At 56.0% G+C, this 12,510-nt stretch carries 14 protein-coding genes; 3 read left to right on the top strand and 11 right to left on the bottom strand.

Translation table 11 applies throughout. The features are described from left to right. Positions 1-33: 33 nt before the first annotated feature. From FJV47_RS12670 to purS, 6 genes are all read right to left on the bottom strand, one after another. Positions 34-687 carry an NADPH-dependent F420 reductase gene (locus FJV47_RS12670; protein WP_159613582.1) on the bottom strand — a complete coding sequence of 218 codons (654 nt, stop codon included), beginning with the start codon at positions 685-687 and terminating at the stop codon, positions 34-36. Between the two features lie 21 nt (positions 688-708). Continuing rightward, the gene (locus tag FJV47_RS12665) at positions 709-1,770 is read right to left on the bottom strand and encodes an LLM class flavin-dependent oxidoreductase (RefSeq protein WP_159613580.1); all 1,062 of its coding nucleotides are present in this window, start codon (positions 1,768-1,770) and stop codon (positions 709-711) included. A 117-nt stretch (positions 1,771-1,887) separates the two neighbouring features. Further along, complete coding sequence (locus FJV47_RS12660) at positions 1,888-2,352, bottom strand: GtrA family protein (RefSeq protein ID WP_159613578.1); 465 nt, start codon at positions 2,350-2,352, stop codon at positions 1,888-1,890. Positions 2,353-2,518: 166 nt separating this feature from the next. After that, positions 2,519-4,834 (bottom strand): phosphoribosylformylglycinamidine synthase subunit PurL, encoded by a 2,316-nt coding sequence (purL, locus tag FJV47_RS12655; protein ID WP_159613576.1) that lies wholly within the window; start codon positions 4,832-4,834, stop codon positions 2,519-2,521. Continuing rightward, positions 4,831-5,583 carry a phosphoribosylformylglycinamidine synthase subunit PurQ gene (gene purQ, locus FJV47_RS12650; protein ID WP_159613574.1) on the bottom strand — a complete coding sequence of 251 codons (753 nt, stop codon included), beginning with the start codon at positions 5,581-5,583 and terminating at the stop codon, positions 4,831-4,833. Before purQ ends, purL begins: the two co-directional genes overlap by 4 nt. Then, a complete protein-coding gene (gene purS, locus FJV47_RS12645; RefSeq protein WP_022875422.1) occupies positions 5,583-5,834 on the bottom strand; it encodes a phosphoribosylformylglycinamidine synthase subunit PurS in 252 nt (83 codons plus the stop codon). Before purS ends, purQ begins: the two co-directional genes overlap by 1 nt. Before the next feature lie 220 nt (positions 5,835-6,054). On the opposite strand from purS, the gene FJV47_RS12640 reads away from it, so the two are divergent. Continuing rightward, the gene (locus FJV47_RS12640) at positions 6,055-6,465 is read left to right on the top strand and encodes a YchJ family protein (protein ID WP_235026453.1); all 411 of its coding nucleotides are present in this window, start codon (positions 6,055-6,057) and stop codon (positions 6,463-6,465) included. A gap of 18 nt (positions 6,466-6,483) precedes the next feature. Here FJV47_RS12640 and FJV47_RS12635 read toward each other — a convergent pair whose 3' ends face one another. Together FJV47_RS12635 and FJV47_RS12630 are read right to left on the bottom strand one after the other, a co-directional pair. Beyond that, positions 6,484-7,524 carry an ankyrin repeat domain-containing protein gene (locus FJV47_RS12635; protein WP_159613570.1) on the bottom strand — a complete coding sequence of 347 codons (1,041 nt, stop codon included), beginning with the start codon at positions 7,522-7,524 and terminating at the stop codon, positions 6,484-6,486. A gap of 28 nt (positions 7,525-7,552) precedes the next feature. Next, positions 7,553-7,708: a hypothetical protein gene (locus FJV47_RS12630; protein ID WP_159613568.1), complete on the bottom strand. Its 156-nt coding sequence runs from the start codon at positions 7,706-7,708 to the stop codon at positions 7,553-7,555. Here FJV47_RS12630 and rlmD point away from each other — a divergent pair. Next, a complete protein-coding gene (gene rlmD / locus FJV47_RS12625) occupies positions 7,707-8,837 on the top strand; it encodes a 23S rRNA (uracil(1939)-C(5))-methyltransferase RlmD (RefSeq protein ID WP_159613566.1) in 1,131 nt (376 codons plus the stop codon). The genes FJV47_RS12630 and rlmD overlap by 2 nt on opposite strands. Here rlmD and FJV47_RS12620 read toward each other — a convergent pair. Genes FJV47_RS12620 through FJV47_RS12610 form a run of 3 tightly spaced genes read right to left on the bottom strand, consistent with a single transcriptional unit; the run spans position 8,834 to position 11,814 of the window. Further along, positions 8,834-10,411, bottom strand: coding sequence for a sodium:proton antiporter (locus FJV47_RS12620; RefSeq protein WP_159613564.1), 1,578 nt, complete (start codon positions 10,409-10,411; stop codon positions 8,834-8,836). The two genes, rlmD and FJV47_RS12620, sit on opposite strands and share 4 nt — an antisense overlap. 50 nt (positions 10,412-10,461) lie before the next feature. Continuing rightward, positions 10,462-10,881, bottom strand: a complete 420-nt coding sequence (locus tag FJV47_RS12615; protein ID WP_159613562.1) for a hypothetical protein — start codon at positions 10,879-10,881, stop codon at positions 10,462-10,464. 33 nt (positions 10,882-10,914) lie between these two features. Continuing rightward, positions 10,915-11,814 (bottom strand): 3-methyladenine DNA glycosylase, encoded by a 900-nt coding sequence (locus tag FJV47_RS12610; protein ID WP_159613560.1) that lies wholly within the window; start codon positions 11,812-11,814, stop codon positions 10,915-10,917. Positions 11,815-11,893: 79 nt separating this feature from the next. Between FJV47_RS12610 and FJV47_RS12605 the strand changes: the two genes are divergently transcribed. After that, entirely contained in the window at positions 11,894-12,451 is a 558-nt protein-coding gene (locus FJV47_RS12605; RefSeq protein WP_159613558.1) for a DUF664 domain-containing protein, read from the top strand. Positions 12,452-12,510: the final 59 nt, after the last annotated feature.

Below are 12,510 nucleotides of genomic sequence, written 5' to 3'. Positions count from 1 at the left end.
AGGCATGACACTTGCTCATCGTATGGCCTCGAACTAGGCGGAAGCGTTCACGCTGGCTGACGCAATGAGTTCAGCCAGCTTTGTCTTCGGCTGATTAGCGCCAAAGGCCGGCTGTCCTGGCTGAAGTCTCTTGCCTTCAGCCAACGCACCAATGGGTAGCGGGTCGAAACCGAACGAATCTACCAGGCCTGCCACCTCGTCGAGATCTGCTGAGTCATTTGCAGCCACGGCAATTGCCTTGCGTTCGCTCTCGCTTTCGAGTCGTGATTCATCTTCAAGATCGTGGTAGCCCATGTGATTGAAGGCTTTGACCACGCGCGCACTAGGCAGGAAGTCTTGGATCAGTTCGCTGGTGGAGACTTCTGGGCCGTTGAGGTCCTCGCGGATCCCGTCGGTTTCCCACCAGTAGTTCATGGCGTCAATCACCAGCTTGCCGCCTAGATGTTCGGTCGGAATGCTTTGGTACTTTCCTAGGGGCAGGGCAAGGAAAATAATTTCTGCATCACGGGTGGCGGTGACAGGGTCAACGGCAATAGCACCCGGGGTAAGGATCTCAATGGTCAAGGCAATTGGAGCCGGATCACCAGAACCGGAAATGAGAACCTTATGACCTGCGCGCACGGCAAGTCGAGCCAGTGCTGTACCGATCTTGCCGGCACCAAGAATGCCAATAGTTTTCTTTGTCATGATTTTCCTCCTCGGGTTCTACTAGCGGCTGGCTGCAACTGGCTTTTCGGCCAGCATTTCGCGCACCAGCGGGATAACCTTCTGGCCGTACAGCTCTACGGCGTGCAGGCGTGCCCCGGCATCTACGGCACCGCCGGAATAGATCAGGTCAAAACGGCCGATATCGAGGGTGTTGATGGTGTTGGCGATTTTGCGGGCCACGGTTTCTGGGGAGCCGACGTACAAGGACCCGTCACTGACCTCGTGTTCAAATTCTTCGCGGCTCATGGCTGGCCATCCACGGGTGGCACCGATCCGGTCGCGCTGTTCCTTGTAGGCGTCAAACATGTATTCGCGGGCGAGCTCATCGGTGTCTGCCACAAATCCGGGGGAGTGTAGGCCGACAGGGGTGCTCTGGTGTCCAAACTGTTCATTGGCCTGACGGTAGAGATCAATGTACGGTGCGAAGCGCTCTGGCGAACCACCAATCACGGCGAGCATCATACGGAACCCATAATGCGCGGTACGGATCACTGATTGTGGCGAACCGCCAACACCTACCCAGGTGTTGAGGCGTCCGGATTCAGTTTTTGGGAAGACGTCCATGTCCGTAAGCGGTGCACGCTTGGTGCCCTGCCAGGTGACCGGCTTCTCGTCGAGAAGCTTATGGAAGAGGTCGATTTTTTCGTCAAAGAGGACTTCGTAGTCGGCCATGTCGTGGCCGAAGAGTGGGAAGGACTCGGTGAAAGAACCACGGCCGAGCATGACTTCAGCGCGACCATTGGACAGTGCGTCCACCGTGGCGAAGCGCTGATATACGCGGACTGGATCATCCGAGGACAGTACGGTGACACCGGAACTTAGACGAATGTTTTCGGTTGCGGTGGCGATGCCTGCCAGTACTGTTTCTGGGCTGGAGATGGCATATTCAGGGCGATGGTGTTCACCGACGGCAATGACGTCCACCCCGGCTTGATCAGCCACAACAGCTTCCTGCACGGTGGCGCGGATACCTTGGGCTGCAGAGAGTAGTTCTCCGTTGGCGCCGCTAGGGATGTCACCGAAGGTGTCGATGCCAAACTCGATGGTTTCGCTGTTGCTCATGACCATGACCTCTCACTAAGTAGGTTGATACGTCAATCATGACTCGAGTTTATTGACGTGTCAACTATATTTGTTCAAGTGTGACCGGGTGGACCAACTGGATGGTTTACGTCGTCTTTAGGCCGGCTGCTTCACTTTGAGTGGTTCTTTCTCATCGGAAGGAAAAACGAACTTATGCAGTGCCCACCAGCGGAAAGCCATGGCCAGTAGGGTCCCGATGATCGGGCCCGAAATGAAGTCAGCGATCTCTTGTTCCAAGAAGGTCACCTGAGGAGCGTGAAAACCAAAAATCCAACGCGAGGCGTACAGCGGAGCTGAGTTGATCACGATGCCGATGGCCGAAACCACGGTGAACCCGGCGATCTGAACTCTTTTGCGGAAGGTGGTGTTGCGATCATTAAAAGTGACCTGGCGGGTGAGCACGTACGAAACCACGGTGGCCACACAATTGGCAATGAGGAATGCTGTCGTTGGATGGTCGGCCAGAAACAGGTACTTAAGCAGGTAGTTCACCGCAAGCGTCACTACGAAACAGAAACCGCCAACACCGAGAAACTTCATCACGCGTGAGGCTGTATTCATACTATTGCTCAAGTTATTCCGTTCACGAAGTTCAAAAGGAGAATGGACTCCACCAAGTATAGGCGCCGACGCATTTGGGGATGGATAGATCAGCGTCGGCGGTCAAACACATGCGGCCCGCCTCCCCGAAAGGGAGACGGGCCGCAAACGAGTTAGAGACTAAGGCTTAGCCGAAGTACTTCTTCATGGTGCCTTCGTTAGCTTCGCGAAGCTCATCCACCGATGCGGTGAACTCGCCCTGAATTTCCAAGGAACCGGACTGCGCATCAACGATGCCCAGGCGAGCCACGGTCACACCGCGTGCGCTGGTCATGTCCTTGAAGCGAACTTCTTCGCTACGTGGAACGGCAACCAAGGCACGAGCCTGGGACTCAGAGAACAGTGCGGTGAAGGAATCAATGCCGTCACGCTCCTTGATCTCGTCCAGAGCCACACGAGCACCCACGCCGAAGCGCAGAACCATCTCGGTCAAAGCAGCTGCCAGGCCGCCTTCGGAAAGGTCGTGCGCAGCATCGATCATGCCATCGCGGCTAGCGTTGATCAGGATCGCGCCCAGTTCCTTCTCTGCTTCCAGATCAACTACCGGTGGCACGCCACCGAGGTGACCGCGCAGGTTTGCGAATTCCGAACCATCCAGCTCATCCTTGGTGGTACCAATCAGGTAAATTGCCTGACCGTCGGCCTCTTCGCGCCAGCCCGATGGGGTGCGGCGAGCGACGTCATCAAACTTACCCAGGGTAGCAACCACAGGAGTTGGGTGGATCGGCTTGTCGCCGGTCTGGTTGTACAGCGAGACGTTACCGCCGGTCACTGGAACACCCAGAACCATGCAAGCATCCGACAAGCCGCGGATACCCTCGGCCAGCTGCCACATGACGGCTGGATCCTCTGGGGAACCGTAGTTCAAGCAGTCCGAGACAGCCGCAGGGATCGCACCGGAGGTAGCAACGTTACGGTAGGACTCAGCCAGTGCCAGCTGGGCGCCGGCGTATGGGTCCAGGAAGGTGTAGCGACCGTTGGCATCGGTAGCGATGGCCACACCCAAGCCGGTGGACTCGTCGATGCGGACCACACCGGAATCATCCGGGGCGGCCAGCGCGGTGTTGCCGCCAACGTAGCGGTCATACTGGTTGGTGATCCAGGACTTATCGCACATATTCGGGCTAGCGATCAGTTCCAGCACGGCAGCCTTCAGATCATCGCCGGTAGCTGGCAGGTTCTGGCCAGCCGACGAGGACTTGAACGTATCTGCCTGCAGGGCATCCTGCCATTCAGGACGTGCGTACGGGCGATCGTACACCGGGCCGTCGTGGGCCACGGTCTTAGGATCAACGTCGACGATGACCTCACCCTTCCAGGTGATGATCAAACGGTCGGTGTCGGTCACCTCGCCCAGCCAGGAGTATTCAACGTTCCACTTAGCCATGACCGCTTCAAACGCCTCAACGTTTTCAGGGGTCACTACGGCCATCATGCGTTCTTGGGACTCCGACATCAGGATTTCGCCCGGGGTCAGGGTGGAGTCGCGCAGCAACACGTCGGTCAGTTCAACCTGCATGCCGCCTTCACCGTTGGAAGCCAACTCGGAGGTTGCACAGGAAATACCTGCGGCACCCAAGTCCTGAATACCTTCAACCAGCGAAGCCTTGAACAGTTCCAGGCAGCACTCGATCAGTACCTTCTCAGCGAATGGGTCACCGACCTGTACGGCAGGGCGCTTGGAAGGCTTGGTGTCATCGAAGGACTCGGAAGCCAGCACCGAAGCGCCGCCGATGCCATCGCCACCGGTGCGTGCACCGAAGAGCACAACCTTGTTGCCCACGCCTGAGGCGTTAGCCAGGCGCAAATCTTCGTGGCGCAGCGCGCCAACAGCCAGTGCGTTAACCAGTGGGTTGCCCTGGTAGATCGGATCAAACACGGTTTCGCCGCCGATATTTGGCAGGCCTAGCGAGTTGCCGTAGCCACCGATGCCCGAGACCACGCCGTGCACCACGCGCTGCGAGTCTTCGTGGTCGATCGCGCCAAAACGCAGTGGATCCATCACGGCGATCGGACGGGCACCCATGGAGATGATGTCGCGCACGATGCCACCGATGCCGGTCGCGGCACCCTGGTATGGCTCGACGTAGGAAGGCGAGTTGTGCGACTCGATCTTGAAGGTGACGGCCCAGCCGTCGCCCAAATCGGTGACACCGGCGTTTTCGCCCATGCCGACCATCAGGTCCTTCTTCATCTCTTCGGTGACCTTCGCACCGAACTGACGCAGGTGATTCTTGGTGGACTTGTACGAGCAGTGCTCGGACCACATCACCGAGTACATCGCCAATTCTGCAGCGGTGGGACGACGGCCCAAGATCTTTACGATCTCAGCGAACTCGTTGTCCTTCAGACCCAGCTCTGCCCATGGCAGTTCTACATCTGGGGTGGCCGCAGCATTCTCGACGGTGTCGATGTTGAATTCTTTGGTGACTTCCTGGCTCACTTTTTTCCTCCAACAAGGTGGGTCAGAACGCTGGTGAAGAAGGTGAGGCCATCGGTGCCACGAGCATCCGGGCCAAAACCAACCTCAATGGCATGCTCCGGGTGAGGCATAAGGCCCACCACGTTGCCAGCCTTGTTGCTCACGCCAGCAATCGAACGGCGTGAACCGTTGGGGTTCCAGCCCACGTAGGAGAACGCAATGCGGTTCTCAGCTTCGAGCTCATCGAGGGTCTTCTCGTCAGCCACGTACTGGCCGTCCTGGTTCTTGAGCACGATGGTGATTTCCTGACCAGCCTCAAAACCATTGGTCCAAGCGGTCTGGTTGTTCTCCACGCGCAACAGCTGGTCGCGGCAGATGAACTTCAGGTGGTCATTTTTGATCATCGAACCGGGCAAAAGGTGCGACTCGGTAAGGATCTGGAAACCGTTGCAAATACCCAATACAGGCAGCTTGGCATCGGAGTTCGCAGCGTCGGCGATCTTGGCCATCATCGGAGCAAAGCGCGAAATCGCGCCGGCACGAAGATAGTCACCGTAGGAGAATCCGCCAGGGATTACTACTGCGTCAACGTCCTGCAGGTCGGTATCGGCATGCCACAGGGACACAGCTTCGGCACCGGCAGCACGCACGGCACGAGCGGCGTCACGGTCATCAAGGGTGCCCGGGAAGGTCACCACGCCGATGCGCGCTCCTGAAAGTTCATTCGATGGCGCGCTGTAGTCGCCAATCAGGGGGAGTTCGGTGCTCATTAGTCTTCGACTACCTCAACGTTGACGACATCTTCGATCACCGGGTTGGAAAGCAGGGTTTCTGCTGCCTCGCGAGCCTGAGCAAGGATTTCTTCGGTCACCTCGCCGTCCACGGTGAGTTCAAAGCGCTTGCCCTGACGGACAGCTTCGAAGGAGGTGAAGCCTAAGCGGGGAAGTGCTCCCGCGATGGCCTTGCCCTGAGGGTCAAGGATTTCTGGCTTGAGCATGACATCTACAACGATGCGGGGCATCCGGCATATCTCCTGTTGGCGAGGTTAAGTTAAATGCCACACGGAGATGCCGTCTCACACCAGGGGGATTTGGCGCTCCGCGAGCTTGCCCTAACAGTCTACCCGTGAATGTGATGGGGAAAACGACCCTATGCGTGATCGCGGGGATATCCCTAGATATAAGTCATGTGATCTTTGGCTCACGGGAGGCAAGATGCTGACAGGAGCGTATTCTGAAAGCGTGAAAAACTCTAGTCAAACACTGTGTCCGTGCCGCGTACTGGATACTGTGAAGCTCAGCTATCACCAGTGCTGCCAACCGTTTCATGACGGACGTACCAGCGCATCGTTACTGCCAGAGACCGCACAGCAGCTCATGCGTTCGCGCTACAGCGCTTTTGTATTGGGATTGACGGACTACCTGCTGGCGACCTGGCATGAAAGCACGCGCCCTAAAGAGCTGAAATTGGATCCGCAGATGCGCTGGGAAGGCCTTGAAATCCTTTCCAGTCGTGCAGGCGGAGCCACTGCTAGCCGAGGAGTCGTGGAATTTTCGGCGCATTACCTCGAAGGAATGCAGCACGCACAGCAACATGAGGTGAGTACTTTTGTTCGCGAAAATGGTGCGTGGTTTTACGTTGACGCGCTGTGAATTCGAGAGCCGTAAAAATTAGCGTCGACTGGTGGATTGCAGCATGGCAAGCATTTGAGCTTGCTGGCGTTCGCGAGCCATCTTGAATGCATCGGAGCCGGTGCGATCCTTCAACGTCGGATCGGCTCCATTGGACACGAGCAATTTTGCGATCTTGACCGAGGTGTTGGTTCCTTGGCCCAGCACGATGGTTTCATGCAACGCAGTCCAGCCCAGATCATTGACGTGATTAATGTTGATATCGGTGCGCAATAGAATCCGCACCGCACCGATCTGACCGTTTTCGCTGGCAACGGTCAAGGCGCTACCACCCATGCGGTTGACCTCTTGAACGTTGGCCCCACCCTTGATGAACATCTCAAGGGCAGCGGTTTGGCCGTTGGCGCTGGCACGCAAGAACGGCGAATCCTGATAGTTATCTTTGACGTTCGGATTAGATCCGGCATCAAAAAGCGCCTTAGCGATCGGATGATTTTTAGCAACAACCGCCTGCATGAGCGCGGTGCGCCCCGAGCTATCCTTGACCGCGAGATTTACTCCGGATTTTAGGATCTTTTTGACGTCTTTAAGGTTGCTGGCCTTGATGGCAGCAAATAGTTTCGTTGATTCGGCCGGCACCGCAGCTGGCGCACTGTCGACTGATTGCAGGGTTTGACCAGAGGCTGCGCCGGAAGCCAAGGGAGATAGCGTGCTCTGTGAGCTTGCGCTACTTGGCGTGGGAGTCAGGGTAGCCGAAGCAGTGCTGGCCGGAGCACTGCTCAGTGTGGGAGCTGTAGCGCTGGCAGTCGACGAAGCTGCAGCCGAACTTTGAGTTGCTGACTGTGTTGCCGCGTTCGAGGATGATGCCGAGGATGGGGCGGAAGTCGAAGAGTCTGATGCGGAACTCTCAGATGGCGTCGCGGTAGGTGAACCACTGGTAGCCGGGATGCTCGAAGGTGCCTCTTGAGCCTGCGGTGATGAGGAAGCACAACCGGATAAGGCACCAATTGAGGCGGCCAAAGGAAGCGCAATGAGCGCGATGCCACGGCGAGGTGTGGAGAGTCCGGTTCGAAGTGCCATCTTTCCTTTCACGATTCTTTTGACGTGCTCACCCCGCAACAATAAAATCCGTTGCCGGTTTTAAGGTGCAGGGTTTCGATTCCTTTGTGAGCTTATCGCCTGAAACTGAAAATTTACGGTCAATCAGCGCCAAAAATTCTTGGCGTTCGTTGTAGTAGATCTTCGCTAAAATCGTAGACATCATGGAATGCCTCTACTTCTCTGCCTCCCGTTGCCGCTCCTGCACGCAAATGACGGTTCCCTACGCCCAGCAGCTGCAAGCAAAAGTTGAGGACTGCCAACACTTGCTGGGTGAATTCGACACATTGAAGTTCCTGCCTGCCCAACCCAGCAATGAGCAGGGCTTCCGAAACAAAGCCAAGATGGTGATCTCTGGAACTACCGATGCGCCTACTATCGGAATCCTTGATACCGAAGGCCATGGAGTGGACCTGCGCAACTGCGGTGTAATTGCCCCAACTTTGCGTGCGCTCCTGCCGGTGATTGAGCGTTTCATCAAAGAACTCAAACTCATCCCTTATGACGTGCCTAAGCGCAAGGGCGAACTCAAGCACGTCATTCTCACACTCTCGGACACCGGTGCGGTGATGGTGCGTTGGGTTTTAAGAACCAAAAAACACTTTGTAGCTTTGCGCGATTCGTTGCCGCAGTTCCTCGAACAGCTCCCGCATCACAGCGTGGTTTCGGTCAATTTCCTGCCCGAACACAAGGCCGTACTGGAAGGTGAGGAAGAAATTATCCTTACCCGTCGCACCACCTTGGAATTTGGGCTTAATGGTGTGCCAATGCACCTACGCCCCCAGGGGTTCTTCCAGACCAACACCGAAATCGCAGCCGCACTCTATCGCCAGGCACGACAGTGGATTGATGATGTGGACCCTGAAAGCGTGTGGGACTTGTACAGCGGCGTCGGTGGATTTGCCTTGCACGCCGCTGGCGAGGGGCGGACCGTCTACGGAATTGAAACCAGCCCAGAGGCCGTAACCGCTGCCAATATCAGCGCAAAATCTATGGGTCTGAACGACGCTCACTTTGTTGCTTCGGATGCCACCGAATTTGCGGTGAACGCCGGCTGGGCACCGGACGCAGTTATTGTGAATCCTCCGCGTCGCGGGATTTCCGCCGAACTTTCCCAGTGGCTAAATGAGTCAGATGTGCAGCACCTGATCTACTCAAGCTGCAATGCCAAGTCCTTGGCCCGGGACCTGAAACGTTTAGAAAATTACACGCCTCAGGTTGCCCGAGTAATGGATATGTTCCCGCAAACTGACCACTATGAGGTCATGGTCAAGTTGGAGCGAAAGAACTCCTAGCGGTCCAAGGTGGCGGTACGCCGGTCCAAGCGAACTACTATCTCGTCCACCAGGTGCGGATCAATATTCGGTTCGCGACGTGCCTTGAGCAACTCGTCGCGAGCCGCATCCAATGCGATGGCCTGAATCGAATCTGCCTTAGCAATGACGGCGCGAATCTGCGTGTACTTTTCATCAGAGATTGCGTCGTGGGGATCTGGGTCCTTGGACAAGATCGAATGCAAGGAGTTCATACGGCGGCGAACGGCCTGCTGATAGTTCTCCGGTAGTTCCTGCAAATCAACGTTCTTGCGTAGGGTCGACATAGCCACCGCTTCGGCACGACGGGCCAAGGCGCGACGGGCACGCTTGGTGTCCTGCTCATTATTCTGAAGCTTCAACACACGCATCAAGGCTGGCAGAGTCAGACCCGGCACCACCAAAGTGCACAGCAGCACGGCGCAGGCGGTCACCACAACAAAGTTGCGTTCTTCGATAATCGCCCCGTCTGCCGTGACATGAGGCAACGCCAAAGCTAGAGCCAGGGTTGCTAGACCACGCATGCCACACCAGGTGAGCACCAGCGAATCCTTGCGTGCTGGAATCTTGGTTTTATTGCGGTGAGGGAAGTAGTACGTAACCAGCATCCACAAAGCGCGCACTGCGATCACCACGAAGCAGATCGCGGCGATGCCAGGAATGTAGCTGATGAGGTTGCTACCTTCCTGCTGAATCACCTGGTTCATCTCGATCCCCATCAGGCCAAAAGCCAGACCGGTGGCGAGTAATTCCAGTACTTCCCAGAACGCTTGACGAGTCAGTCGTTCGGCCGAGTCCTGCGGGCGGTCACGACGGACCATCTCCAAGGCGGTGACCACCACTGCGATCACGCCCGACACATGAACTTCTTCAGCGATCATGTAGACCGCATAGGGGGCCACGAGGGTGGCGGCACTACGCGCTGCGAGGTTTGGAACAAAGCGGTTCAACGCACCAATGACCCAACCCATGCCAAGACCGAGCACTACGGCTCCAGCAGCACCGATGAGGAACTGTGGAATGAGTTCAAGGCCAACACTGGAGTTATCAACGGTGGCTTGAACGGCCAGCTGGAAGATCACAATGGCCATGGCGTCGTTGAAGAGACCTTCGGTTTCCAACAAAGAGGTCAGGCGCCGTGGCATTTTCACCTTGGTGGCAATGGCATCTACAGCCACCGGGTCAGGTGGAGCGACAATCGCGCCAAGCGCGAGAGCGAGAGGTATGGAGGCGATCGGGGAGAAGGCCATCGCCGTGGTAGCAACCGTACCGGCGGTGACCACAATGAGAACGACCGCCAGCCGTATCAAAGCTTTCCAGCGCAGGCGGAAGACTGACCAACTGCTTCGTTGTGCGGTGGCGAAAAGCAACGGCGGCAGGAAGATCGGCAGGATTAGTTCTGGTTCAATATGCATCTCGGGCATGAACGGGAGGAAGCCCGCTAACGACGCGAAAATCAGCATCAGGATCGGATAAGGCAACTTAATCCGTTCTCCGACACCGACAATCAGAATAGTGGCGAACAATAATCCGATGACCAGAAGGAAGAAATCCATAGTCTTCTAATAGTAGTCGCTTTGTGCAACTAAATTGTGGATTACGTCTCTTAGAAGCCAGAATCCAGGAGGAAAGAGACTCTCTCCCACTGGTTTATCAAGCAACCATTAGTGCGCGAAAATTCACTGTCAAATGGCTGTCGTTTGAACGTTCCAGTGATCTGAACTCGTTGCGGACCACCGTAGATTTCAGTACATGGTGTGGCGGGATTCAGGGACGCAGTGAAGGCCGCTGCCTGTTCATTGAGTTGCGAGCAGACGTCAGCGTCTGCCGGCAAAGTGCTGGTGTCGAGTACGAGGTCGCCCGAACAATCCAAAATGTATTCGGAAGCAATGTTCGCGCCGTCAGGTTTGAAGGAGATTAGTAGGTGAGTCTCTGGCGATTGTGACGATGGCGCGGCGCAGGAAACGATCAGAGCCACCAGTAACAGTGCGGGGCTCTTGATCAGTGCCTTACGTTGGACCCTCATATTTCTTATTGTGGGTTGCGACGCTGCCAAATACTAGTCATTTGGCGCTAAAGGCAGCTCATTAGCGACTTCCAACAACTTCAAACGCAACACGTCGGCCCGGTTCGCGAACTCTTTTTGAAGTCTCACGTACTCTGCCTTACCTGCAGGTGTCTCAATGCGAATCGGCTCATGCCCCCAGTCGCCGAGGTCATAGGGGGAAGCCTGCATGTCCATGGTGCGAATGTCCCATGCGAGCTCAAAACAATCCATCACCAATTCACTAGGCACTGCGGGGGAGAGCTTATAGGCCCACTTATAAAGGTCCATATTGGCGTGCAGACAGGCGGGCTGTTCGAGATCGCGTTGGGTTTCGCGGGTGGGCTGCAGTTCGTTCAGTTCCACAGCTTGCGGTGTGTAAAAGCGGAACGCATCAAAGTGTGTGCAGCGAATCTTTTCGCTTTCTACCACCTGGTCGGTGCCGGTTGCACCGAGGCGCAGTGGCAAGTACTCATGGCGGATGCCATTAACTTCAGATTTGTAGGCCATCGCCCACTCATGCAATCCGAAGCACGCAAAATTTCCGGCACGTTCGGAGGTGCCGGCCAAAATGATCCGGGCAAACTCAATGGCGCGAGCACGGGCCTGGACAAAGGAGTGGGCATCAAATTCGTATCCGAGGCCATGGGGCGTTTGAACTGAACGGTAGAATTTCCAGTCGCTGCGTTCCCCGGCCTGTTCACCAATGAGCACCTTACCGATCCCAGGATGCCACCGGTAGAGCTGGCCAGGCTTTTGCGTGTAATAGGTGAAAAGGAAATCCTCAATCGGATGCTTCTTGCCCTTCATCCTTCTCTCGACGAAAGGTTCACCAAAGGCACGCGCGCGAGCCTCATGGTGGGCGGCCAAAGGCGTCCACTGGGAAGCTTCCAAGACGGTAGCGGTAAGGGGCATACTTCTCATTATTCAATTCATCGCTCTGTGAGACCACTTTGGTACCTCAACTCACATCAACTCAGGCTAGGAGACAGCCATGGATGACTTCCCACGTTGGGAACCACCCCTATTCGGAAGCGAGCAAGCACACCTATTCGCAATGCTGGATCGACTTCGAGTGACCTTTCGATACAAGTGCGATGGCTTGAATATTGAGCAGCTCGCTGCGCGAATACCAACAAGTGGGTTGAGTCTGGGAGGACTACTGCAGCACCTGAGCGCAGTAGAAGATGAAAAGTTCACCTACCTCATTGCTGGCCAACGTCCCGAAGTGCTCCTGGCGCTGACCGAAAATGGCCAAGATCCTTTTGCTGTTGATGCTAAGCAGGGCGCTGATCAGCTGTATCAACGGTATGACCAAACCGTGGCAGCTAGTCGAATCATCCAAGATAGATGCCTTGAATCGGACACTCTTGATACGGTATCAGGGTTGGAATTTAATGGCCAGGTGTCGTCGGTGCGCCGCATCATTTGTGATCTCATCGAAGAATACGGTCGGCACACCGGTCATGCGGATTTGCTGCGTGAAGCGATCGACTCACGTGTGGGTGAAGACCCACCGTGGGACTATCTTCCATCATGGTTCACTGCTTAAAGTGCAATGCCCCGTGACTCTCAAGGATTTGAGAGTCACGGGGCATCAACGTACCTGCA

It is taken from the genome of Glutamicibacter sp. JC586 (assembly GCF_009805585.1).
In the GTDB taxonomy this organism is placed as follows: Bacteria; Actinomycetota; Actinomycetes; order Actinomycetales; family Micrococcaceae; genus Glutamicibacter.
The sequence above is the reverse complement of the archived record's forward strand: the minus strand, read 5'-3'. Positions and strand labels throughout refer to the sequence as shown.

What these genes read in the sequence shown, in the direction of transcription:
- FJV47_RS12670 (WP_159613582.1), bottom strand. Translation starts at nt 687, where the DNA reads ATGACAAAGAAAACTATTGGCATTCTTGGTGCCGGCAAGATCGGTACA.
- FJV47_RS12665 (WP_159613580.1), bottom strand. Translation starts at nt 1,770, where the DNA reads ATGAGCAACAGCGAAACCATCGAGTTTGGCATCGACACCTTCGGTGAC.
- FJV47_RS12660 (WP_159613578.1), bottom strand. Translation starts at nt 2,352, where the DNA reads ATGAATACAGCCTCACGCGTGATGAAGTTTCTCGGTGTTGGCGGTTTC.
- purQ (WP_159613574.1), bottom strand. Translation starts at nt 5,583, where the DNA reads ATGAGCACCGAACTCCCCCTGATTGGCGACTACAGCGCGCCATCGAAT.
- purS (WP_022875422.1), bottom strand. Translation starts at nt 5,834, where the DNA reads ATGCCCCGCATCGTTGTAGATGTCATGCTCAAGCCAGAAATCCTTGAC.
- FJV47_RS12635 (WP_159613570.1), bottom strand. Translation starts at nt 7,524, where the DNA reads ATGGCACTTCGAACCGGACTCTCCACACCTCGCCGTGGCATCGCGCTC.
- rlmD (WP_159613566.1), top strand. Translation starts at nt 7,707, where the DNA reads ATGGAATGCCTCTACTTCTCTGCCTCCCGTTGCCGCTCCTGCACGCAA.
- FJV47_RS12630 (WP_159613568.1), bottom strand. Translation starts at nt 7,708, where the DNA reads ATGATGTCTACGATTTTAGCGAAGATCTACTACAACGAACGCCAAGAA.
- FJV47_RS12620 (WP_159613564.1), bottom strand. Translation starts at nt 10,411, where the DNA reads ATGGATTTCTTCCTTCTGGTCATCGGATTATTGTTCGCCACTATTCTG.
- FJV47_RS12615 (WP_159613562.1), bottom strand. Translation starts at nt 10,881, where the DNA reads ATGAGGGTCCAACGTAAGGCACTGATCAAGAGCCCCGCACTGTTACTG.
- FJV47_RS12610 (WP_159613560.1), bottom strand. Translation starts at nt 11,814, where the DNA reads ATGCCCCTTACCGCTACCGTCTTGGAAGCTTCCCAGTGGACGCCTTTG.
- FJV47_RS12605 (WP_159613558.1), top strand. Translation starts at nt 11,894, where the DNA reads ATGGATGACTTCCCACGTTGGGAACCACCCCTATTCGGAAGCGAGCAA.